Genomic DNA, 23,605 nt, shown 5'->3' with positions numbered 1-23,605 from the left:
TTCGGGCTTTAGACCGAGAAGCTGATATTGGCTTGCCCCGTTCCGGAGCTTCCGAAATACGGGGTGTAGATGTCGATCTTGCCCTTGTAGCTACCCCAACCGAGGGCTCCGAAAAGCAAGGCGGTATCGTTCATGGCGCACTCACCCGCGCATTTCTTGGCGTAGTCGGGCAGAAGTTCCAGGAACTCCTCGAACCGGCCCTGTTCCCACAGATCCAGCACGCGCATGTCCATCTGGCGGTTAAACTCTCCATTGACCGAATTCAGACCATCGACCGAGCGTTCATTGGGCGTGAAATCATGGCTCAGTGACCCCGAGGCCAGGATCGAGACATTCCGATCAGACCGCTTGACAGCTTCGGCGATGGCCTCACCCCAGACCCGGTTTTCAGCGATAGATGAGAACTGGTTGACCGCCACAGGCAGGACCCGCGCATTCACGCCATCGTTGATGAAGTACATTGGCAGCAAGGTGCCGTACTCCATACCCATATCGGGGTGCGAATGCCCCAAAGCCCGCTCGCCACGTTCACGTAGAACATCAAGGATGGCTTCCCCAAGTTCGTGATCGCCGCGATAGTCGAACTCCATGTCCGCTAACATGTGCGGCAGTTCATGACTGATGAAACGGCCTTTGTGGTGCTCTTTCGTGTTCAGGTGGAACCCCTGATTGGTGATCCAGTGCGTGTCAAAAATGACAAATGTATCGACCTTGCGGTCGATCGCATCCTGACGCAGGCGCGCATAGCCATCGATGGCAGGTTGGCGGATGCCTTTGTATTTCGGCATTGTGTGGGACATCCAGATGCTTGGCACATGCGTTATCTTCGCGGCCTGTACAATCTTTCCCATGATCGTCTCCTCTCCAAAAATGCGTTGCGCGCCTGTCAGCCGGTTCAGGTTACCGGGAAGATCACATTGGTTTGCCCTGTTCCGGAAGAGGGGAAATACTCGGTAACAACCTCGCATTTCGCATCATACGAGTCCCAACCCAGCGCGCCATAAAGCATGGCGGTGTCATGCATCGAGCCTTCGCCACAGCAGAAATTGGCGTATTCACCCAGCATTTTCAGGAACGTGGCGTGATCTCCGGCTTGCCACATGTCCAGAACATGCAGATCCACCTGGCGGTTGAACTCGGAACTGATGGTGAATGTACCATTGTTTGCGGCATAGTCCTTGTTTGGCCAGATCTTATGGCTAAGCGAACCGGATGCAACCAGCAGAACCTTGCTGTCGCTGGCCTCTACTGCCTCGCGGATGGCTTCGCCGACAAGACGGCTTTCGTCGTGGTTGTGAACGGTACACCAGGCGGCAATCGAGACCACCTTGAAATCCGCCTCGCGGCTCATGAAGCGCATCGGAACAAGGGTTCCGTATTCCAGCTCAAGGCTGTCCACCTGATGGCTGAGCGTATGCACGCCCTTTTGCGTGGCGATATCGGCAATGGCACCCCCGAGCGCCGGGTCGCCGTCATATGCGTAAGGCAGATCCTTGATGAATTGCGGGAACTCATTCGAGGTAAACAGACCTTCAAAATGCTTGTTGGCGTTGATATGGAAACCCGCATTGACAACCCAATGCGTGTCGCAGATCACCACCGTATCGGCACCCAGCTCTTTTGCGCGCCGCGCAATTTCACGATGCCCGTCGATCGCGGTTTGACGCGCGCCTTTTACCGGACCTTCCTGTTCCGACATCAGCATGGTCGGCACATGGGTCATCTTGGCTGCGAGAACGATTTCTCCCATTTTCTTCTCCTGAAGGTTGAGATGCGCGCGTTTCCGGATTCTGTTGGGGTCGGCCGTTACCGCTTGCCCAACTGCATGATCTTGTGCTGGCCGGTGGCAAAGCCGATGTGCTTTTGCTCCATATAAAACTCGAACGACCAGTCGCCGCCGTCGCGCCCGATGCCGGACGCTTTGACGCCACCAAAGGGCGTGGGCAGGTGGCGCACGTTTTCCGAGTTCACCCAGATCATTCCGGCCTCGAGCTTGTCGGTAAAGCGCAGCGCCCGTGTCAGGTCGTTGGTCCAGACATAGCCGGTTAGACCGTAAGGTGTGTCATTGGCCATCTGCAGCGCCTCTTCCTCGGTCGAAAACGGGATCGAGGTCAGAACGGGGCCAAATATCTCCTCGCGCGCGATGCGCATCTGGTTGGTGGCGTTGGTGAACAGGGTCGGACGGATGAAGTACCCTTCGTCGCCCAGTTTCACACCACCGGCTGCGACGGTCGCGCCGTCCTCTGTCGCGATGTCGAAATAGCTGGTGACCTTGTTGTAGTGCTCTTCCGTCACCAGCGGGCCGATTTCGGTTGCCGGGTCCAACGGGTGGCCGACCTTAATGTTGTTCACGCGCTCGATCAGCTTGGCTTCGAACTCGTCCTTGATGCTGTCCTGCACCAGCAGGCGCGAGGACGAGGTACAGCGCTCACCATTGATCGAGTAGATCATGAAGATCACCGCATCCAGCGCCCGATCCAGATCGGCGTCGTCGAACACGATCACAGGGTTTTTGCCACCCAACTCCAGATGCATCCGCTTGAGCGTATCTGCACCCTGTTTGGTTATGATGCTGCCGGTGCGGCTTTCGCCGACAAACGCGATAGCTTTGATCAGCGGGTGCTCGGTCAGTGCCTTCCCCGCATCGGGACCAAAGCCGTTCACGGTGTTCAGCACACCCTTGGGCAGACCGGCCTCTTCGGCGATTTCGACCAACAGGCGGGCTGACAGCGGCGAATCCTCGGCGGGTTTGTGAACTACGGTGCAGCCTGCAGCCAATGCAGGTGCGATTTTCCAAGTCGACAGCATGAACGGCGTGTTCCACGGGGTGATCACGCCAACCGGACCAATCGGCGCGCGTGTGGTGACATTCATTAAGGTCGGCGATTTCAGATGCTGACCGTCGCGCGCTTGCACCACCTGATCCGCGAAAAACCGGAAGTTCTCAGCACCGCGTAGGGCCGCCTTGGACATGAAGCGCAGGGTCTGGCCCGTGTCCCAGCATTCGCACAGCGCGATTTCTTCTGCGCGCGCTTCTATGGCGTCAGCAACGTTCAGCAGGATGCGGCGGCGTTCGGTGGCAGGCATGTCGCGCCATTCGGCAAAGGCCGCATGGGCTGCTTTTGCCGCGGTATCGATGTCATCCGCCGTTCCGTGGGCAACATCGCAGATCACGGACTTGTCGAACGGCGAGGTGGATTGAAACACGCCCGCAGACCCGGCAACGTCTTCACCCGCGATACGGTTCTTGATGCCCGTCTCTTTGAACCGCGCCAAGAAGTCCGCGAGTTTTTCGATGTTTTTGTCCAGTGCGCTCATGGTTCAGGTCTCCTGCGTGGTCGCGCCAAGGTGATCGCGGATCGTACCGGTTTTGGGCGAAAGCTTCGGGTCGATGTCGCGCATTTCAAGGGAGAACGCGATAGAATGATATTGAAAGGCAGGTGCCAGATACGCTTTGACCGCCTCAAAAATACGTTGTGTAGCATCCTGTTTTATGTCGTCGGACCGACCGGCGCGCAGGCGGATCGAGATATCGATAAAGCCATGCGCCGGATTGCCGTCTGCAATGGCATAATGATCGACCCGCACAGCGCGGACACGAATGCCCGGCATCGGAAAGGTGTCGATCTCAGCAGCCGTTGCTCGGATGCATTCACACAGGCCATCCATGTCGACCTTGCCCTCTAGGTTCCCGGAGTACTCGACGTGAAAATGTGGCATGTGCTCTCCCTGATTGGTTAACATGTTTACTATTTTACAATCACGCTGTCAAGAACTTGCCTTGTTAATCTTTGCAATTTCGGAATTGGCGATTTAGAAGGCCGCATGACCACGCAAAGCCACACAAAGAGTACCACCCGATCCCTTCCGATCGCGCTGTTGCGCGCACGGGAAACCGTCATGGCACCGATCCGGGATATGCTTCATGACATCCAGCTCACCGAACAAAAGTGGCGCATCCTGAGGGTTTTGGACGAGCTGGGCGAGGTTGAACAAAGTGCAATTGCCCACGAGGCCTGCCTGCTACTGCCCAGCCTTACCCGCATTCTGCGCACGATGGAGGCCGAGGGCCAGATCACCCGTCGCCAGGACAAACAAGACAAGCGCCGCACCATGGTTCAGATCACCAAAGCAGGCCGCGCGGTTCTGGAAGACAACCTTGCCACGTCTTTGACGATTTCCAGCAATATCGAAGCACAGATGGGCCGCGAGAAGCTGGACCAATTGCTCGACCTGCTTGAAGAGTTGCAGGCGGTTAAAGTCTGACCCCGCCCGGGGCGGGCGAGGTCAGGTGAATGGTGGCTAAAGAGTCGCCAGACCGGCATCCAGTGCCGACAGGATCTTGCCCACATCCTCGGATGTGATGATCAGCGGCGGAGACAGGATGATGTTGTTGCCGGACACACGAACCATCACACCGTCTTCGTAAGCCGCCTTTTGAATCTGCAGCGGCAAGTGCTTGGCAATAGGCGCCTTCGTCGCGCGGTCCGAGACCAGTTCCAGCGCACACATCAGCCCTTCACCGCCGCGCACATCTCCGATCACGTCGTATTTCTCGGCCAGTTTTTGCAGCCCGGCAAACAGTTCATCCCCGCGCGCGGCGGCGTTTTTCCAGACGCGCAGGCGCTTGATCTCGGACAGCGCGGCCAAGGCCGCCGCAGCACCGACCGGGTGTCCGGAATAAGTATAGCCCTGGTCAACCGACGCCTCGCCGGTTGTGTCACTTTCGAACACTTCGGCGACCGCACCCGATATCATCGCCGCCCCGAACGGGAAGTAACCATTGGTGATGGCCTTGGCCGTGGTCATGATGTCTGGCTGCACACCCCAATGCCGCGCGCCGCTTTCACTGCCGGTACGCCCAAAGGCAGTGATGATCTCGTCTGAGATCAGCAGAATGCCGTGTTTCGAGCAGACCTCACGCACCATCGGCATGAAACTCTTATGCGGCGGGATTACGCCCCCTGCCCCGAGAACCGGTTCCATGATGAAAGCCGCAACCGTGTTCGCGCCCTGGAACGCAATCTCGGCCTCAAGCGCTTTGACGCAGAGCTGCGCCAGACGCTCAGGGTCGGTCTCGTCGAACGGGTTGCGATAGGTCCACGGCGCGGGCACGTGATAGCAGCCGGGCAACATCGGTTCATAGGCCGCGCGGAATTTTTGATTGCCGTTGACCGAAGCGGCGGCGAAATGGGTGCCGTGATAGCCCTGTTTCAGGCTAATGAATTTTGTGCGCCCGACCTCGCCGCGCACCTTGTGGTACTGCCGCGCCATTTTCAGCGCGATCTCGACCGAATCCGAGCCGCCCGAGGTAAAGAAAGCGCGGGTCAGGCCGTCGGACTCAAAAAACTGCGCCAGTTCATAAGACAGCTCGATTGCCTTGTCGTTGCTGGTGCCCCGGAAGGTCGAATAATAGGGCAGCGCGTTCAGTTGGTCAGCAATGGCCTGCTTCACCGGATCGCAGGAATAGCCCAGATTGACGTTCCAGAGTCCCCCGACCGCGTCCAGCGCCTTGTGACCATCGACATCGATAATGCTGACACCTTCACCGCCTTTCAGAATGGTCGGCGGATTCTTCTGACTGTCGGCGGGATGCGCCATCGGGTGCCAGAAGTAACGCGCGTTGTTTTCTTTCAGAAAGTTCGAGTCTTTCATGTCTCGGGCCTCCGGGGTTAGTGTCCACCCGCTCACGGATGGAATTCGGTTGGAAAAGTGTCGGGGAGCTGACCGCCAAAGCTTGCGGTCAGATCAGTCGAGAGGGCGTGTAAGGTGGTCAGTATTTCTGGCAGGCTTTCGTCGCTTGCGCGGCCTTCGGGAACGGCAATTGCGATGGTTCCCAGCGCCACCTGATCAATGCCGAATATGGGTGCCGCATAGCCATAGACGCCATTTTCATAGCTTCCATTGCTGTTGGCCCAACCGGTTTGGTTGATTGTCGCAACCCGCTCTTTGATTTCGGCCGGGTCGGTCAGCGTGGCGTCCGTGTATCGTGTTTGCTCTTCCTGCCCGAGACGCTCCAGCAAGAAGGACGGGCCAAAGCTGAGCATACACAGGCCCGAGGCGGTCGCATTGATCGGAAGAACCTCGCTGGGATCTAGGCTGACACGCACGCTGTGGCGGTTCGTTTCGACTACCAGCGCGGTTTGAAGCGAATCCTTTTCAAGCAGAGAAAGGTGCAAGCTTTCACCAACGTCCTGCATCGCGACCTGCATTCTCTGGCGGGCACTCTCTATGCCGGGACGGGCGATCTGGCGCAACGCTGCCAAGCGCAGTGCGGCAGGTCCGACCGCGTAGGATCTGGTCATGGGATTCTGTTCGATCAGCCCGTATTCCTCAAGCGCCCGCAAGTGGCGCAGCGCGGTGGCTTTGTTCAAACCGGACAGCCGCGCAAACTGACTCAGCCCAATCTCTGGCCGAGCGTTCGAAAAGTAGTTGAGCATTTTCAGAGCGTTCAGGGCGGTACCCATGTGATTCACATCCTCCCGTTAAGGTAATACTTGACAGAACAAACTTAACAAAGCAACATTATTCTTGTTAACACGGATCAAATAATGAACCACTAACGGGAGGTGTCAATGAAGAAAATACTAACAGCTGCAGTGTTTGTTGCTTCTGCAACGGCCGCATTCGCCGAATACCCAGAGAAGCCGGTTTCCTTTGTCGTACCGTGGCCTCCGGGTGATTTGGAAGACGTGCTGACGCGCATCATCGCGGACGAATTTCAGGCGATGTACGGTGTCCCTGCCGCAGTCGTGAACAAGCCCGGCGGCGGTGGCGGTCCGTTCCCCGGCGCGGTCGAAGTCGCAACTGCCCCGGCAGATGGCTATACCATCGGGTCCTTCGTGACCGACGTTCCCATCGGTGGTCCTCAGATCGGCATCCCCGAACTATCCCCCAACCCCTTCGAGCCGATCGGCATCTTCATGACCTATCCGTTCGTTATCGCGTCCAGCAAAGACGCCCCGTTCACAAACTGGGAAGAGCTGGTCGCCCATGGCAAGGAAAACGACGTGGCGCTGGGTCACTTCGGATCGTTCCTTCCACCCACCCAGGTGACCTTTGCCGCCGCAATCAGCTCGGGCTTTGACTTTGCCAGCGAAGCTGCATTTGATGCGCTGGACTGCAACACGCTGGCCTCCGGTGATGTCGATGTGATCAACACCACGCTGCAGCTGATCCTGCCCTGTCTGGATGACGTCAATGTTCTGGCCAGCATTGGCAACGAGCGTATTAGCCTGACCCCAGACGCGCCGACCGTCAGCGAACTGCACCCCGATCTGAATGTGGCGCTTTGGAACGGCCTGTTCGTTCACAAGGACACTCCGGCAGAGGTGCGCGAAAAAATCGCGGCCGCTGCGCAAAAGGCGTTGCAGACTGAGAAGGCTCAGAACCTGATCGGTGAGACCGGCGTTCTGATCTACTGGTTAGATGCGGACGCCTCAAACGCCCAGATCGCAAGCGACAGCGAAACGATTGGAGCTATCCAGGCCCTCGTGGGCGAATAAACAAGTCTCAGGGTCGCGCGGGCACTCCCCGCGCGGCTTTTTCATCGGTCAGGGAGGGGACTATGATAGCCAAAACACTTCAGGACATGTTCAAACGATACCGCCGTCCCGGCGATGTTGTCTTCGCTTTGGCCTTTTTGGTTTTTGCTGTTTTCCTTCTGACGCAACTGGGGGAACAGACCAAGGTCGTCAAACGCACCAAGTGGTTTGCGCAGCCCGGCTTCTGGCCAATGGTCTCACTGTGGGCAATGGCCATATTTGCCTTTCTGCATTGGCTCAGCTCAGCCATGTCAGATCGTATCCCAGGTCGCTGGCCCGAAGTAGCATTTTGGTTTCGGTCCCTTGAATACGTCGTCTATTTTCTGGTCTATGTCGCGGTTGTCCCGCTCTTAGGATACCTGCCATCGACCGTTCTGTTCGCGGTTTTTCTTGCTGTAAGGACAGGTTTTCGTAGCCCCGGGGCCATTGGCCTTGCCGCGGCGTTCGGTATCGCAGTGACGGTGATCTTCCGCGCCTTCCTACAGGTCAAAATCCCTGCAGGAGCCGCTTATGAATACCTGCCGGAATCCGTGCGCGCCTTTGCGCTGACTTATCTCTGAGGTTCGCCATGGAAACGCTTCTGTCCGGTCTTTCTATACTGACGCAATGGCAGGTGATCGTCGCCCTTCTGATTGGCTCGATCGGCGGGGTCATCATCGGCGCACTGCCCGGTGTTGGCGCTGCGGTGGCGATTGCCATCCTTTTGCCCGCCACTTTCGCCTTTGAACCCATTGTCGGCCTGACGCTGTTGCTGGGCATCTATGGTTCGTCTATGTATGGCGGGGCCATCCCCGCCATTCTGATCAACACGCCCGGCACGGCGGTGAACGCGTTGACCACCTATGACGGCTATCCCATGACCAAACGCGGTCAGGGGCATCGCGCGCTGTCACTGGCCTATTCAGCGTCGTTCTTCGGTGGTGTCTTTGCCATCATCTGCCTGATGATCCTGTCGCCGGTTCTGGCGTTGATCGCCCCGCATTTCGGCAGCCGAGAGATTTTTCTTGCCGCCCTTCTGGGCATCATTCTGGTGATCCTCGCCCACCGCGGACAAATTTTCGCCGCCGGTATGCTGGCCGCTTTCGGGATTTTCCTGAACACCGTCGGGCTTGAGCCAGTCAAATATACCCGCCGCTTCACCTTTGAACAAAGCTGGCTGGCGTCTGGCGTTGATCTGATCGTGGTCGTTCTGGGCCTGTTTGCCATCAGTCAGGCGCTGCTTTTGCTGTTGGAAAAGAACCACGCACCAGGCGAGGCGCATGTCAGCGGCAACATCTTTACCGGTCTCCAAGAGCTGTTGGGCATCAAGCGGGTCGCCACCGTGTCCTCAAGCATCGGCGTGTTCATGGGCATGGTGCCGGGCACGGGCGAATTCACTTCGCAGTTCCTGTCCTACACTTATGCGCAAAAAACTTCGAAAGACCCCGACAAGTTCGGAGATGGCTCACCCGAGGGGCTGGTGGCGTCTGAGGCCGCCAATAACGCCGTTCCAGGTGCCGCCATGATCCCGCTGCTGGCACTGGGCATCCCGGGCGAAGCGCTCACCGCGATGATGCTGTCGGTGTTCTACGTGCACAACGTCATCCCCGGTCCACAGCTGTTTGAAAACCAGATGGACTTTGTGATGGCGCTCTATATGGCGCTGATCCTGCTGAACGTCATCGTTCTGGTCTTCCTGCTGTTCTCGACCAACCTGCTGCTCAAGATCATCCAGATCCCGACCCGGTTTTTGGGCATCATGATTCTGATCCTGGCCTTTGTCGGTGTCTACAGCTTGCGCAATTCGATCACCGATTGCGCCATTGCCGCCGGGTTTGGTGTGTTCGGCCTGATCCTCAAACGGCTGGACCTGCCGATTGTGCCAATCATCCTGGGCATGGTTCTGGGCGGCATCATGGAGGTCAAGCTGCGCAGCGCCATGGCGCGGGTCAAATCCCCGCTCGATTTCGTCGACCGCCCAATTGCGGCGATCCTGACAGCGCTGATCGTATTGATCCTGCTGCTTCATCTTCGCACGCTGTATTTTGAATTCCGCAACAAGCTGAAACCCGAGCCGACCGCGCTACCGGTCGATTCCGATCACCCCAATCAGCAAGGGTAACCCTGCCATGAACCAATCCGATATTGACGCCCTGCGATCTCAGGTTCTGTCCCCTCGTTCGCACTTCATCGGGGGACGCTGGGTCTCTGCCTCGGAAGGTGGCCATCGGGACGTGCTGTCGCCGATTGATGGCACGGTTCTGACCCAGATTGCCGAAGGTACACCGGCGGATATGCAGGCAGCGATTGCCGCCGCAAGGGTAGCGTTCGAAGACGGCCGCTGGTCGCGCCGATCCCCGGCCGAGCGCAAGAAAGTGCTGTTGAAACTGGCCGATCTGATCGAAAGACACGCTCTTGAACTGGCGGTTCTGGGTGTGCGCGACAATGGTACCGAGATCACCATGGCCATGAAGGCCGAGCCGATGTCGGCAGCCGGAACGTTCCGCTATTACGCCGAGGCGATCGACAAGGTCTATGGTCAGATCGCCCCCACGGCAGAAAGCGTGCTGGGCCTGATCCATCACGCGCCGGTTGGCGTTGTCGGGGCAATTGTGCCGTGGAACATGCCGCTGATGATCGGCAGCTGGAAGCTGGCTCCGGCGCTGGCCACCGGCAATTCGGTGGTGCTGAAGCCAGCCGAAAGCGCGTCCCTTTCGCTGCTGAAACTGGCTGAACTGGCGGCCGAGGCCGGAATGCCCGACGGGGTGCTGAACGTCGTCACCGGCTCGGGCCGGGTGGTGGGTGAAACGCTGGCACTGTCGATGGATGTGGACCTCTTGGTGTTCACCGGCTCAGGCGCCACAGGTCGGCGGCTGCTTGAGTATTCGGCGCGCTCGAACATGAAACGCTGCTATCTGGAACTGGGCGGCAAATCCCCCAACATCGTCTTCAATGACGCCCCGGACCTGAGCGAGGCTGCCAAAGTTTCGGCGGGCGGCATCTTCCGCAATGCAGGCCAGATTTGTATCGCCGGATCGCGCCTGCTTGTGCAACAGGATATCCACGACGATTTTGTTGCCGAACTGGTCGAGCACGCCGAGTCGATGCGCGTGGGTAACCCTCTGGATCTGGATACGCAAATCGGTGCAGTTCATTCGCTGCCCGAACTGGATTCCAACTTGGAGTTCGTCGCAAAGGCCGAGGCCGAAGGCGCTGAGCGTCGCACAGGTGGCAGGCGAATCCTTGAGGATACCGGCGGCTATTACATGGCGCCGACCGTGATGACAGGCGTGAAATCCACCGACAACCTGTTCCAGAACGAGGTGTTCGGCCCGGTTCTGGCGGTGACCCCCTTCAAAGATGAGGACGAGGCGATCCGGCTGGCCAATGACTCGGTCTATGGTCTGTCCTCGGGCGTGTGGACGTCGAACCTGGGTCGCGCGCACCGTATGATCGCGGGTATCCGCGCAGGCATGGTGCATGTGAACACCTATGGCGGGTCTGACTTGACCGTGCCTCTGGGTGGGGTGCGCCAATCGGGCAACGGGCATGACAAGTCCCTGCACGCGTTCGAGAAATATCTCGACCTGAAAACCGCCTGGATAAAACTCTGATCAAGGGCCGACCGCATGACGCTTCCCCCGAAATCCGCCGAGCTTGTTGAACGCCGGGCCAAGCTGCTGGGCCCGAATGTCTCGACCTTTTATGATGATCCGCTTCATATCGTGAAGGGCGAAGGCGTCTGGCTGTGGGATGCGGACGGGCGCAAATATCTGGATTGCTACAACAACGTTCCGCATGTCGGCCATTGCAACCCGCGCGTGGTCGAGGCGATCTGCCGTCAGGCGTCGACGCTGAACACCCATACCCGCTATCTGCATGACGGCATTCTGGACTATGTAGAAAAGTTGACGGGGACGATGGATGCCTCGCTGGATACCGCCATTCTGACCTGCACCGGGTCGGAGGCGAATGACATCGCCCTGCGCATGGCTGAAGGCATGACCGGCAAACGCGGTATCATCGCCACGGATGCGACCTATCACGGCAACACCTCTCTGGTCAGCCAGCTGAGCAAGTCGAACGTGCCGACGGTTGGCTTTGGTCTGGATCAGTATTTCCGGTTTGTCGAGGCACCCGACAGCTATCGCAATCCGGACCCCGACGGCCGCAAGTTTGCCGATGCCGTGGCCGAACAGATTGCCGAGCATGAAAAGTCAGGCATCGGTTTTGCCGCTTTGGTCCTGTGCCCCTATTTCCTGAACGAGGGCTTCCCCGACCATCCCGACGGCTGGCTGAAACCCGTGGCCGAGGTGGTACGCAAGGCCGGTGGCTTGCTGATCTGTGATGAGGTGCAATCCGGCTTTGGCCGCACCGGCACCCATATGTGGGCGCATCAGAAAATGGGCGTGGTGCCGGACATCATGACTATGGGCAAACCAATGGCCAATGGCCATCCGGTGGGTGGTGTAGTGACACGCGGCGAAATCCTGACCACTTTCCGCAAGGGTTATCGGTACTTCAATACGTTTGGCGGCAACCCGGTCTCTTGCGCCGCGGCCATGGCGCTGCTGGAAGAGATTGAGGACAAAAACCTTGTCGCGAATGCCAAAGCGGTCGGCGATCGCGCCCGCGCGCGCATGACGGCGTTGCAGCAGAAATACGATTTCATCGGTGATGTGCGCGGCTCTGGCCTGATCTTCGGGGCCGAGATGGTGCTGGATCGTCAAAGCAAAGAACCGGCCAGCGAGTTCACCGAACGGGTAATCAACGCGATGCGGCACCGGGGGATCATTCATTCGAAACTGGGCCGCCACAAGAACACGCTCAAGATCCGGCCACCGATGCCGTTCTCGAAAGAAAATGCCGATCTGCTGTTTGACACATTGGACGAGGTTTTGGCTGAAGCCCCGCTGACACTATGACCCGGATTGTCGAGCAAGCCCTGACCCTTTGGGGCATGGACAACGCTGAGTGGTCGCTGGTCGCGGCCCGCGAAAACCATGTCTACCGGGTTCAGACCGGCGGGCACAGCTATGCCCTGCGTCTGCACCGGCAGGGATTGCATTCGGATGCCGCCTTGCGGTCCGAGCTGCAGTGGATTGCCGAGCTTGGTGCCAAGGGCGTGAGCGTGCCCACACCGGTACCGGCCACGGACGGCCACTATCTGCATCTGCTGGACGGTGTTCGGGTCGACTTGCTGGACTGGCTGCCCGGTCGCCCGCTGGGATCGACCGGAACGGGGATCGACCATGACGACCGCACCGGGATATTCCGGGCCCTCGGACGCGAGATGGCAAAGCTGCACGAGGTCAGCGATGCCTGGGTCCGCCCCGATGAGTTTGAGCGCTGGTCCTGGGACCGCGCCGGGCTGCTGGGCGACGTCCCTCTGTGGAGTCGGTTTTGGGAGAATCCCACCCTTTCGGATGAGGATCACGCCCTGTTCACCGCGTTCCGCGGGACAGCGAACAACCACTTGCAAAAGATTGAGGACCAACTGGATTACGGCCTGATCCACGCTGATCTGGTACGCGAAAACGTAATGGTCCAAGACAACAAGCTTTGGCTGATTGATTTCGACGATGCCGGGTTCGGGTTCCGACTGTTCGACGTCGCCACAACGCTGCTGAAAAACCTGCGGGAGCCTGACTATGACACCCTGCAAGAGGCCCTGCTTGAGGGCTACCGCTCGGGACGGGCGCTCGACACTAAGCATCTCGATCTGTTCATGGCCCTGCGCGCGGTGACTTATGTGGGCTGGGTTTCGTCCCGGATGGGCGAAGATGGATCAGAGGCACAAAATACGCGGTTCAAAGATACCGCCCGAGAGTTGCTAACACGCTACCTCGGATAAAACGCACGGACGGGAGGAAACCATGACCAACAAAACGATCCTGCTGATTGGGACATACGACACCAAAGACCCCGAGATGCGGTTCATCGAAGATGCCGTACGGGCGCAGGGGGCGGATGTGCTGACGATGGACGTATCCGTTCTGGGTGATCCGGAAACGCCAACCGATATCTCTAAACACGATGTCGCCACTGCCGAAGGCATGACTATCGACGAGGTGATTGCGCTGGGGGATGAGAACAAAGCATTCCGGGTCATGTCCGCCGGGGCCACCAAAGTGGTGGCGCAGGCCTATGCCGATGGCCGGTTCGACGGAATGCTGGCCACCGGCGGCACCATGGGCACCGACCTTGCGCTGGACTGCGCACAAGCGTTGCCGATGGGGGTGCCGAAATACATCGTCTCAACCGTTAGCTTCTCGCCGTTGATCCCACCACACCGGCTTGCCCCGGACATTCAGATGATCCTGTGGGCCGGGGGGCTGTATGGCATGAACTCGATCTGCCGGTCCTCACTGGCTCAGGCTGCAGGAGCCATAGTCGGTGCCACCAAAGCTGCCACCGCGCCAGATCGCAGCAAACCTCTGATCGGTATGACCAGCCTCGGGTCGTCCTGTCTGCGTTACATGAAAACCCTGAAACCAGCGCTGGAAGACCGAGGGTTCGAAGTCGCGGTGTTTCACTCCACCGGCATGGGAGGCATGGCCTTCGAAAAACTGGCTGCCGAGGGCGCCTTTGCCTGCGTGATGGATTTCTGCATGCAGGAGTTTGGCAATTTGCTGGCCGGCTCCGTTGTTTCAAGCGGAGAGGATCGTGTCACCAATGCCGGGCGCGTTGGCACGCCACAGATGGTTGCGCCGGGCGCGCTGGACCTGCTGGACTTTGCCGGATGGCAAGAGATCCCGGACCAATATGCGGACCGTCCTTTTCACGAGCATAACCGCCTGATCAAAAGCTCGGTCTTCAATGGCGACGAACGCCGCGCCTGGATTCGGGAACTGGCAAACCGGCTTGAGGCCGCGAAAGGGCACGTCCAGTTCTTCTTGCCCGTCCAAGGTGTGGAAGCGTGGGACAGGGAAGGCGAAGAGGCCCATGATCCGGCGGCCCTTGCGGACATGGTCAACGAAGCCCGCAAGGTCATGCCCGGTCGGGTGCCGATGACCGAACTGGACGCACACATCAACGACGCAGCGTTCTGCGACGCCGTTTTGGCCCAGTTTGACGCGTGGGTCGACGGTGGGATTGTCAAACGCGGTTAGGACGCGCCATCCTTGTTCAGACCTTTTGAAACAAGCGCCGATGACTTGATCGAATTCGGCGCATCAACGCTCTTTGGCATCAACGCTCTTTGTATGTTTGTCTTTCGCCATTGCCTTTCAGAGCGCCGGAATACGGGTGACGCCACCCTGACCTCACCCTACAGGTTTTGTTCTGCGGGACAGCGCTTTTCTTGGCTCGCGTTCTGCCCCCTACCCTTCGGCATGCCGACCAAAACGATTTCCTGCATCTGACATGTTCGGTCAGACACTTCTACGCGTCACCTATGGATGCGCCTGGAAATTTAGCGTCGTTAACACCCCAAGCCACCGCGATTCGACCGATCGGCGGAGCCCCGGCCCGGGTCTGAAATCTGACCCAAACATGCAGCGGGACTTGCAGGAACCCTCGGTCCATTTTGGCGGCAAGGACCTGAGCACCCTTGAGGGAATCTCGGAAGCTATTGCTAACAAATGAATAAAAAATCTCGTTACCCCAGCGTTAGGATTTTGATTGACTTTCGTTTCAAATGAAACGACTTTGTTGCAAATGCAACTATATGCCTGACTTCGGCGAAAATGATCAAGTTCGGGCGGCATCGCGTCTTTGGAGGATACACATGGCCAAGGCATTCGCGTCCCAGGGGGACATGTCAGAAAAGAACATCTCGTTCACCGAAGTCGGCGAGGGCCTGTATGCCTTTACCGCCGAAGGCGATCCGAACTCGGGCGTGATCATCGGCGATGACAGCGTTATGATCGTCGAGGCGCAAGCCACGCCGCGTCTGGCCAACAAGGTGATCGAATGCGTTCGGTCCGTCACCGACAAGCCGATCACCCATGTAGCGCTAACCCATTACCATGCGGTCCGTGTGCTGGGGGCCAGTGCCTTTGGCGCGCAGCAGGTCCTGATGTCGGACATGGCGCGTTCTATGGTCGTCGAGCGCGGCAAGGAAGATTGGGACAGCGAGTTCCAACGCTTCCCCCGCCTGTTTGAAGGGCACGAAAGCATCCCCGGCCTGACCTGGCCCACCACCACCTTCAGCGACATGATGACTGTTTATCTTGGCAACCGCCGGGTCGATCTGATGCATCTGGGCCGCGCCCACACCGCCGGCGATATCGTCATTCACGTGCCCGACCAGAACGTTATGTTCACCGGCGACATCGTCGAATATCACTCGGCCTGTTATTGCGGCGACGGGCATTTCAACGATTGGGGCGATACGCTGGACCAAATCAAATGGTTCGACGTTGACGCCATCGCACCGGGTCGCGGTGACGCTCTGGTCGGCAAGGACATGGTCAATGCCGCCATCGAAAACACCCGTGACTTCGTCGAAAGCACCTACCGCCCGGCAGCAAAGGTCGCGGCGCGCGGTGGCTCGCTGAAAGAGGCCTGGGACGCCGTGCGCGCCAAATGCGACTCCAAATTCGCCGACTACGCGATCTACGAACACTGCCTGCCCTTCAACGTCGCTCGCGCCTATGACGAGGCCCGCGGCATCGACACCCCCCGCATCTGGACCGCTCAGCGCGATCTGGAGATGTGGGAGGCCCTGCAAGGCTAAGGCAAACGGCCCGGCCGTGCGGCCGGGCTTCCTGAAAAACGTAACGCGCGCAGCCAGAGGACAAAACCGATGTTCGATGACAGATACACGCTTGCCTACAAGCGCTATCCCTACAAGAAGTCGACCGATCAAGACGCCGCTGCACCGGTCCGCCACCCGGTCGTGGTGATGGGCGGTGGCCCGATCGGCGTGGCGACCGCGCTTGATCTTGGACGTCAGTGTATTCCGACGCTGGTGCTGGACGACCACGAAGGCGTCGGCATGGGGTCCCGCGCGATCTGCTTTGCCAAACGCTGTCTCGAAGTTGCGGACCGCTATGGCTGCGGCAAACCGATGGTAGAAAAAGGCGTGGTCTGGAACCTCGGCAAGGTCTTTCACAAGGACGACAAGGTTTTCGAGTTTAACCTACTGCCAGAAGAGGGCCATGAATACCCCGCCTTCATCAACATGCAGCAGCCCTATTACGAAAGCTATCAGCTCGACCGCTTTGAAGAACTGCAGGCGCAGGGCGCACCGATTGAGATCCGCGGCAAAAACCGCGTGGATGCGGTCGAAGTCCACGACGATCACGTCACCCTGTCGATCATGACACCGGATGGCCCCTACACGCTTGAGGCCGACTGGCTAATCGGCTGCGACGGCGCCTCGTCTCCGCTGCGTGCGATGCTGGATTTGGATTTCACCGGCAAAGTCTTTCAGGACAGCTTTCTGATTGCCGACATCAAAATGAAGAACGACAGCTTCCCGACCGAACGCTGGTTCTGGTTCGAGCCAACCCACGGGTCTGGCGCATCCACCCTGCTGCACAAACAACCCGATGATGTCTGGCGCGTGGATTTCCAGATCGGCTGGGATGTCGACCGCGAAGAAGAGATGAAAGAGGAGAACATCCGCCGACGTCTCGATGCCTTCCTGGGTGAAGGCGTTGAGTATGATCTGGTCTGGTCCTCGATCTATACGTTCCAGTGCAAGCGCATGGACAGCTTTCGCCATGGTCGACTGTTCTTTGCCGGGGACGCGGCGCATCAGGTGTCACCCTTTGGTGCGCGCGGTGCAAACTCGGGCATGCAGGACGTCGACAACCTCGGCTGGAAACTGGGCATGGTTATGCGCGGCGAAGCGCCCGAAAGCCTGCTGGACACGTATAACGACGAACGTATCCACGGCGCGGATGAGAACATTCTGAACTCGACCCGTTCAACCGATTTCATTACCCCTAAATCGGAAACCAGCCGCCTTCTGCGCGACGCTGTGCTGTCGCTGTCCGAAAAGTATGAATTCGCGCGCCCGATGGTGAATTCTGGCCGCCTTTCAGTGCCTTGCACCTATGACGGCTCACCGCTCAACTCGGCAGACGCACTGGAAGGTCCCGCGCGGTCACGCCCCGGATCGGTTTGCCCAGATGCACCGCTAGGTGACGATTTCCTGCTGTCCAAACTGGGTGACAAATTCATCCTGCTGACCATTGATGCCGATGCGCCTGACATGATCGAGGAAGACGGAGTACAGGTCACGCGCCTGGCCCTTTCGGTCAAAGATGACAAAACCGGCGCGCTGAAAAAGCGGTATCTCGGCGATTCGGACAGCGCGGTCTACCTGATCCGCCCGGATCAGCACGTTGCTGCCCGCCGCCCCAGCTTTGAAGAAAACGCAATCCGCGCTTCGATCCGTCGCGCGGTCGGCAAGGAGTAAGCCCCATGACCGACTTGGTATTGACCCCAAACATTGATGGCGTCGATGATTTCTATGCCGAACTTCTGGCCGCCCATGACGGGCTGGAAAAAGAGCAAAGCGACGCACTCAGCGCTCGTCTGATCCTGATCCTTGCCAATCACATCGGCCAGCGCTCTGTTCTGAGCGCAGCCATCAAAGCCGCCGAAATCTGACACTTCATAGGGAGGAGACTATGAAACTTAACCTGAAAACCCGCGCCCTCACCTGCGTTGGCGCAACTGCCATCGCCCTGTCGTTCGCATCAAGCGCGATGGCCGATACCACTTTGGCTCTGTCCAGCTGGTTGCCGCCGCGCCACCCGATCGTGACAGGTGCGATAAAACCCTGGGCCAAGCAGGTCGAAGAGGTCACCGACGGGCGCGTGACAGTCCGTGTTCTGGCCAAACCGCTGGGCCCGCCGCCCGCGCATTACGACATGGCGGCCGACGGTATTGCCGACATCACCTATGGCCTGCACTCGTTCACCACCGACGACCGTTTCACCCGGTCGCGCATCGGCCAGTTTTCGTTCATCGGTGATGACGCCGTGGCTGGTTCCAAGGCGTTTTGGAACGTATATTCCGGCCCGCTCGAAGCGCAGAAAGAACATGAAGGCACCAAGCTTCTGGGTCTGTTCGTGCATGGCCCGGGCATGTTGCACAACAACGTCCGTCAAATTGACACCGCCGATGATTTCGCCGGTCTGAAGATCCGCGTTCCTGGAGGCTATATCTCCGATCTGATGTCGGGCATGGGCTCTACAACGCTCTTCATGTCCTCGGGCGAGGTCTATGAGAAGCTGTCGCGCGGCGTGATCGACGGGGTCACCTTCCCCTATGATGCCTTGGCCGCGTTCAAGCTGACCGAAGACGTCAAATACACGATGAAAGTGCCCGGCGGTCTCTATAACACAACCTGGTTCATGGTCATGAACGAGGACAAGTGGAACGAGATTTCCCCCGAAGACCAGGCCGCCATCGAAGCGATCTCGGGCGAGGCGTTTGCCACGCTGGTTGGCGAGGCCTGGATTGGAGCCGATGAAAAAGGCAGCGCCGCTGCTGAAAAGGCCGGGATCACGGTCTATGATGCTCCGGCTGCGGTGGTTGATGCGATCAAATCCAAGGCGGCAGACGCCGAAGTAGCATGGTCCGAGGCAATCTCGGCAGATGGCTATGACGGTGCGGCAGCCCTGCAAGAACTGCGCAAGCAGTCTGGCGTGGACTTCTGATCCATGGAGCGGCTTCGCCATCGTTTTCCCGACCAGCCCCCGGAAGAGGGGCTGGATATCGGGCGGCTGCTTGACAGGACGCTTGGTGCCGGTGCCGCTCTGATCCTGTTCTGCCTCATTCTCATCACCTGTGTGGATGTGATCGGGCGATACTTTTTGAACGCGCCGCTGGCTGGCGCGTTCGAGCTGACCGAAATTCTGCTGGCTGCTCTGGTCTTTCTGGCGCTGCCCCTGACGACAGAGCGGCGCGAACATATTGAGGTCGACTTGCTGAACATGGTCTTAGGCAAGCATTCCCAACGTCTGCTGTCGGCCTTTGCCGGGCTGTTTTCGGCTGCCCTTCTGGCCACCTTCTCGTGGCGGCTTTTTACCCATGCGGCCAAAGCGGCCCATGATGGCGCGGTCAGTAACGCGCTGGAGGTTCCACTGGCCCCCTTTGGCTATCTGGCGGGTGTGTCATGCATGGTCTCGGCCTTCATCGCATTTCTGCGCGGCCTGCAGCCGCCGAAACAACGCGACAACACTCAAACCCCGCCGGAGGCCTTGCCATGATTGAATCGCTGATCGGCTTTGCCGTCCTGCTGGGGCTGATCCTGTTGCGGGTGCCGATTGCCTTTGCCATGGCCGCGGTTGGCGGGTTCGGCTTTGCCTATATGCGTGGCTGGGAACCGGCTTGGGCGATGACCGGCCAGGTGGCATTTGACACCGCGCTGTCCTACAGCCTGTCGGTCATTCCGCTGTTTATCTTCATGGGCAATGTGCTGGCCGGTTCCGGCGTCGCGCATGGCCTGTTTGCTGGCGCTGATCGCCTATTTGGCAAGCTGCGCGGTGGCCTTGCCATGGCGTCCGTCTTTTCGTGCGGTGGCTTCTCTGCCGTATGCGGGTCCTCGCTGGCGACGGCGGCGACTATGTCCAAGGTGGCGATGCCGTCGATGCGCAAGTTTGGCTATGATGACCGGCTGGCCACCGGGTCGATCGCGGCGGGCGGTACGCTGGGCATTCTGATCCCGCCCTCGGTGATCCTGATCATCTATGGCCTGCTGACCGAAACCAACATCGCCAAGCTTTTCATCGCCGGGATCATTCCGGGCATCATCGGCGTGGTGCTGTATCTTGGCGCAGTTATGGTCGCGGTTCGCGTGAACCCTGCCCTCGCGCCCGAAGAAGAGAACACCGAACCGATGAGCCGAACCGATCTGGTTGGCGTCTTCTGTGTGCTGGGCCTGTTCCTGTTCATCATGACCGGCATCTACGGCGGGTTCTTCACGCCGACCGAAGCCGCAGGCATGGGTGCAGGCGCCTCGGTGTTGATCGCCGTGGCCCTGCGGTCGATGACCTGGAGCGGGTTCTTCGCCGCGACGATGGATTCGATCCGAGCCACTGCGATGATCTTCGCCGTCATCATCGGGGCCGAACTGTTCACCAATTTCATCAACTTTGCCGGTCTGCCCGATGCGCTGTCCAGCTTTGTGATCGACAACGAAATGCCGGTCTGGGCGGTGATCGTGTTCATCATCGTGGTCTACATGGTGCTCGGCTGTGTGCTGGAAAGCCTGTCGATGATCCTGCTGACAGTGCCGGTCTTCTATCCGCTGATGTTCGAGCTGGAATTTGCAAACGAGCTGCTGCTCGATCCAGAAAACGCACTGATCTGGTTCGCCATTGTGGTTGTTGTCGCGACCGAGATCAGCCTGATCACACCCCCGGTCGGCATGAATGTCTTTGTGCTCAAGGGTGTGCTTCAGGACGTATCTCTGGCCACCATCTTCAAGGGTGTCCTGCCCTTCTGGATCGCCGACATTCTGCGGCTGGCCCTTCTGATCCTGATCCCCTCACTGTCGCTCTGGCTTGTGGGACTCATGTGAACCGCGCTGATCTAACCCCTTCGGAAAGGAGGACACGATGAAAATCGAGAAAATTCACCACGTCGCCTATCGCTGCAAAGACGCCAAGGAAACCGTCGAATGGTACGGCAAGATGCTGAACATGGATTTCATTCTGGCCATAGCCGAGGACCACGTGCCCTCGACCCATGAGCCGGATCCCTACATGCATCTGTTTCTAGATGCAGGTGACGGCAACGTTCTGGCCTTCTTCGAATTGCCCACCAAGCCCGAGATGGGCCGCGACCCGAATACGCCGATCTGGGTGCAGCACATCGCCTTCAAGGTCAAGGATCGCGCAACCCTGCTCGAGTTCAAAGAGCATCTCGAGGTCAACGGCGTCGAGGTTCTTGGTGTGACAGACCACTCGATCTTCCACTCGATCTATTTCTTCGATCCCTCGGGCCACCGGATTGAACTGGCCTGCCCCGATCCAGAGGAAGAAGCGATGCTGGCGCGGATGGACGAAGTGAAATGGCTGATGCTCGAAGATTGGTCGAAAACCAAAAAAGCGCCGACACACGCGGATTGGCTGCACGCCAAAGAGCTCAACAAAACCACCTGATGCACTGTCCCGCGCCGGGCGTTTGTTCCGGCGCGTGACCTGATTGCTGACGGGTTTTGGCAACACGCTAAGAATTGCTGGACGAGGTCATGAAACTCTATTCCTATTGGCGTTCTACGACCTCTTACCGGGTCCGAATTGCCCTGAATCTCAAAGGTCTCAGCTATGAAACTTCCCCGGTCAATCTGGTTACCGGAGAGCAACGTGCCCCGGATTACGCCGCCCTCAATCCCGGCAAGGGGGTTCCGACCCTTGTTCTTGAGGATGGCACCGTACTGACCCAGTCGCTGGCGATCATCGAATATCTGGACGCAACGGTGCCAAAGCCGCCGCTGTTGCCGACAGAACCGCTGATGCGCGCCAGCGTTCAAGCCGCCGTGCAGACCATTGCGATGGACATCCATCCGGTGAACAACCTCAAGGTCCTGACTTACCTCAAGGCCCAAATGGGGCTTACAGCCGACGGTCAGCTTGACTGGTTCCACCATTGGATGACCGAAGGGTTTGCCGCCTATCAGACCTTGCTGCCAACGGGCAAGGCATTCAGCTTCGGAGAAACTCCCAACCTCGCCGATATTTGCCTTGTTGCCCAGCTTTACAACGCGCATCGCTGGGGCGTTGATATGTCCCCCTTCCCCCGCCTTCTCGAGATCGAGGAACGCGCCCTGTCTCGTGCGGCGTTCAACGACGCGCGCCCAGAAAACCAGCCCAACGCGGCCTAAAGGTGAAATCATGACGAAACTGCTACCCTCGTGGGTCGAAAGCGCAAATTCTGCCGCGACCGACTTCCCAATCAACAACCTGCCCTATGGTGTTTTCAGAACCGAAGCGGGCGCGCTGCACTGTGGTGTGGCCATTGGCGATATGATCCTCGACGTCACACGGATGGAGGTGGACGGCAAACTTGATCTGCCAGAGTCGGCTGTGTTTTCGAACGGATCGTGGAATAGCTTCATGGCGCTTGGCGCAGGGGTCTGGGGTGAGTTCCGCGCCAAGTTGACTGAGGCACTGGCCGCTGGCTCAACCCGTCAGGACGAACTGACCGCCTATTTGGTGCAGCTGGCCTCGGTCACGATGGCAATGCCGTTCGACGTCTCCGAGTACACAGATTTCTACGCGGGCCGCAATCATGCGTTCAACGTCGGCACCATGTTCCGTGGCCCTGAAAACGCCCTACCCCCCAACTGGTTGCATATCCCGATCGGCTATAACGGCCGGGCGTCCTCAGTCGTAGTCAGCGGCACAGATGTGCGCCGCCCGTGGGGACAGCTGAAGGGCCTCGATATGGAGGCGCCGACCTTCGCGCCGTCCCGACGGTTTGATCTGGAGCTTGAGATGGGCGCGATCGTTGGGCAACCTTCGAACGGGCCTGTATCGGTTCAAGAGGCCGATGACATGATCTTTGGCTATGTCCTGCTGAACGACTGGTCCGCGCGCGACATTCAGGCGTGGGAGTACCAGCCGCTTGGCCCGTTTCAGGCCAAGGCCACCGCGACCACGATCAGCCCGTGGATAGTGACCAAAGCGGCGCTGGAGCCCTTCCGCACCTCAACGCCCGAGCGTGAAAAGGAACTGCTTCCCTATCTGCAAGAACCCGGCCCGATGCTCTATGACATCGCGCTTGAAGTCGGGCTGGCGCCGAAAAGCACGGCAGAGACAGTCATCGCGCGCACCAACTACAACGAGATGTATTATTCCGCCGCCCAACAACTGGCCCACCATACAACCAGCGGCTGCCCGATGCGCGTGGGTGATCTGCTTGGGTCGGGTACGATTTCCGGCCCGGAAAAGGAAAACCGTGGCAGCCTGCTGGAACTCAGCTGGGGCGGCAAGGAACCTCTGACCCTGGACAGCGGCGAGGCGCGCAGCTTCCTTGAAGATGGTGATACCCTGACCCTGCGCGGCGAGGCGCAAGGCAATGGCTATCGGATCGGGTTTGGGTCCTGCACCGGCACGTTGCTTGCGGCTACCGAGCCTCAGTGACAGGAGCGGGCAGAGGTCATTTCGGCATCC

At 58.8% G+C, this 23,605-nt stretch carries 23 protein-coding genes; 17 read left to right on the top strand and 6 right to left on the bottom strand.

Features of this window, described 5'->3' with window-relative positions; translation table 11 throughout:
• Nucleotides 1–8 precede the first annotated feature (8 nt).
• Genes hpaD (AB1A64_RS01870) through AB1A64_RS01855 form a run of 4 tightly spaced genes read right to left on the bottom strand, consistent with a single transcriptional unit; the run spans nt 9 to nt 3,720 of the window.
• The gene (gene hpaD / locus AB1A64_RS01870; protein WP_366549845.1) at nt 9–851 is read right to left on the bottom strand and encodes a 3,4-dihydroxyphenylacetate 2,3-dioxygenase; all 843 of its coding nucleotides are present in this window, start codon (nt 849–851) and stop codon (nt 9–11) included.
• 44 nt (nt 852–895) lie between these two features.
• Nucleotides 896–1,750: a 3,4-dihydroxyphenylacetate 2,3-dioxygenase gene (gene hpaD / locus AB1A64_RS01865; RefSeq protein ID WP_366549844.1), complete on the bottom strand. Its 855-nt coding sequence runs from the start codon at nt 1,748–1,750 to the stop codon at nt 896–898.
• A 56-nt stretch (nt 1,751–1,806) separates the two neighbouring features.
• Nucleotides 1,807–3,318, bottom strand: coding sequence for a 5-carboxymethyl-2-hydroxymuconate semialdehyde dehydrogenase (gene hpaE, locus AB1A64_RS01860; protein WP_366549843.1), 1,512 nt, complete (start codon nt 3,316–3,318; stop codon nt 1,807–1,809).
• Between the two features lie 3 nt (nt 3,319–3,321).
• Nucleotides 3,322–3,720, bottom strand: a complete 399-nt coding sequence (locus tag AB1A64_RS01855) for a 5-carboxymethyl-2-hydroxymuconate Delta-isomerase (RefSeq protein ID WP_366549842.1) — start codon at nt 3,718–3,720, stop codon at nt 3,322–3,324.
• Between the two features lie 105 nt (nt 3,721–3,825).
• On the opposite strand from AB1A64_RS01855, the gene hpaR reads away from it, so the two are divergent.
• Complete coding sequence (gene hpaR / locus AB1A64_RS01850) at nt 3,826–4,266, top strand: homoprotocatechuate degradation operon regulator HpaR (RefSeq protein WP_366549841.1); 441 nt, start codon at nt 3,826–3,828, stop codon at nt 4,264–4,266.
• A 36-nt stretch (nt 4,267–4,302) separates the two neighbouring features.
• Here the strand turns inward: hpaR and AB1A64_RS01845 are convergent, their stop codons facing one another.
• Together AB1A64_RS01845 and AB1A64_RS01840 are read right to left on the bottom strand one after the other, a co-directional pair.
• Complete coding sequence (locus AB1A64_RS01845; protein WP_366549840.1) at nt 4,303–5,655, bottom strand: aminotransferase class III-fold pyridoxal phosphate-dependent enzyme; 1,353 nt, start codon at nt 5,653–5,655, stop codon at nt 4,303–4,305.
• 32 nt (nt 5,656–5,687) lie between these two features.
• Complete coding sequence (locus AB1A64_RS01840; protein ID WP_366549839.1) at nt 5,688–6,467, bottom strand: IclR family transcriptional regulator; 780 nt, start codon at nt 6,465–6,467, stop codon at nt 5,688–5,690.
• Nucleotides 6,468–6,575: 108 nt separating this feature from the next.
• Here AB1A64_RS01840 and AB1A64_RS01835 point away from each other — a divergent pair, with 108 nt between their 5' ends.
• The 16 genes from AB1A64_RS01835 to fahA all read left to right on the top strand — a co-directional run bounded on the left by AB1A64_RS01835 (nt 6,576) and on the right by fahA (nt 23,575).
• Nucleotides 6,576–7,505 (top strand): tripartite tricarboxylate transporter substrate binding protein, encoded by a 930-nt coding sequence (locus AB1A64_RS01835; protein ID WP_366549838.1) that lies wholly within the window; start codon nt 6,576–6,578, stop codon nt 7,503–7,505.
• A 62-nt stretch (nt 7,506–7,567) separates the two neighbouring features.
• Nucleotides 7,568–8,104, top strand: a complete 537-nt coding sequence (locus AB1A64_RS01830) for a tripartite tricarboxylate transporter TctB family protein (RefSeq protein ID WP_366549837.1) — start codon at nt 7,568–7,570, stop codon at nt 8,102–8,104.
• An 8-nt stretch (nt 8,105–8,112) separates the two neighbouring features.
• On the top strand, nt 8,113–9,645 hold the full coding sequence (locus tag AB1A64_RS01825) for a tripartite tricarboxylate transporter permease (RefSeq protein ID WP_366549836.1): 1,533 nt from the start codon (nt 8,113–8,115) through the stop codon (nt 9,643–9,645).
• A gap of 7 nt (nt 9,646–9,652) precedes the next feature.
• Complete coding sequence (locus tag AB1A64_RS01820; protein ID WP_366549835.1) at nt 9,653–11,137, top strand: aldehyde dehydrogenase; 1,485 nt, start codon at nt 9,653–9,655, stop codon at nt 11,135–11,137.
• 15 nt (nt 11,138–11,152) lie between these two features.
• Nucleotides 11,153–12,448, top strand: coding sequence for an aminotransferase class III-fold pyridoxal phosphate-dependent enzyme (locus tag AB1A64_RS01815; RefSeq protein WP_366549834.1), 1,296 nt, complete (start codon nt 11,153–11,155; stop codon nt 12,446–12,448).
• On the top strand, nt 12,445–13,377 hold the full coding sequence (locus AB1A64_RS01810) for a homoserine kinase (protein WP_366549833.1): 933 nt from the start codon (nt 12,445–12,447) through the stop codon (nt 13,375–13,377). The genes AB1A64_RS01815 and AB1A64_RS01810 overlap by 4 nt, the downstream gene beginning before the upstream one ends.
• Nucleotides 13,378–13,399: 22 nt before the next feature.
• Entirely contained in the window at nt 13,400–14,635 is a 1,236-nt protein-coding gene (locus tag AB1A64_RS01805) for a Tm-1-like ATP-binding domain-containing protein (RefSeq protein WP_366549832.1), read from the top strand.
• Nucleotides 14,636–15,252: 617 nt separating this feature from the next.
• Nucleotides 15,253–16,203 (top strand): MBL fold metallo-hydrolase, encoded by a 951-nt coding sequence (locus AB1A64_RS01800; protein WP_366549831.1) that lies wholly within the window; start codon nt 15,253–15,255, stop codon nt 16,201–16,203.
• Between the two features lie 69 nt (nt 16,204–16,272).
• Entirely contained in the window at nt 16,273–17,895 is a 1,623-nt protein-coding gene (locus AB1A64_RS01795) for an FAD-dependent oxidoreductase (protein WP_366549830.1), read from the top strand.
• A gap of 5 nt (nt 17,896–17,900) precedes the next feature.
• Nucleotides 17,901–18,089: a DUF2783 domain-containing protein gene (locus AB1A64_RS01790; protein WP_366549829.1), complete on the top strand. Its 189-nt coding sequence runs from the start codon at nt 17,901–17,903 to the stop codon at nt 18,087–18,089.
• 20 nt (nt 18,090–18,109) lie between these two features.
• A complete protein-coding gene (locus AB1A64_RS01785) occupies nt 18,110–19,144 on the top strand; it encodes a TRAP transporter substrate-binding protein (protein ID WP_366549828.1) in 1,035 nt (344 codons plus the stop codon).
• Nucleotides 19,145–19,147: 3 nt separating this feature from the next.
• Entirely contained in the window at nt 19,148–19,696 is a 549-nt protein-coding gene (locus AB1A64_RS01780) for a TRAP transporter small permease (RefSeq protein WP_366549827.1), read from the top strand.
• On the top strand, nt 19,693–21,009 hold the full coding sequence (locus tag AB1A64_RS01775; protein ID WP_366549826.1) for a TRAP transporter large permease: 1,317 nt from the start codon (nt 19,693–19,695) through the stop codon (nt 21,007–21,009). Before AB1A64_RS01780 ends, AB1A64_RS01775 begins: the two co-directional genes overlap by 4 nt.
• A 37-nt stretch (nt 21,010–21,046) precedes the next feature.
• On the top strand, nt 21,047–21,592 hold the full coding sequence (locus AB1A64_RS01770; protein WP_366549825.1) for a VOC family protein: 546 nt from the start codon (nt 21,047–21,049) through the stop codon (nt 21,590–21,592).
• An 89-nt stretch (nt 21,593–21,681) separates the two neighbouring features.
• Nucleotides 21,682–22,314 (top strand): maleylacetoacetate isomerase, encoded by a 633-nt coding sequence (maiA, locus tag AB1A64_RS01765; protein ID WP_366549824.1) that lies wholly within the window; start codon nt 21,682–21,684, stop codon nt 22,312–22,314.
• A 10-nt stretch (nt 22,315–22,324) separates the two neighbouring features.
• Nucleotides 22,325–23,575, top strand: a complete 1,251-nt coding sequence (gene fahA / locus AB1A64_RS01760; protein WP_366549823.1) for a fumarylacetoacetase — start codon at nt 22,325–22,327, stop codon at nt 23,573–23,575.
• The last annotated feature ends 30 nt before the right edge of the window (nt 23,576–23,605 follow it).

Origin of the sequence: Ruegeria sp. ANG10 (genome assembly GCF_040705255.1) — a bacterium.
Lineage (GTDB): Bacteria > Pseudomonadota > Alphaproteobacteria > Rhodobacterales > Rhodobacteraceae > Ruegeria.
This window is presented reverse-complemented; position numbering and strand designations above follow the sequence as displayed.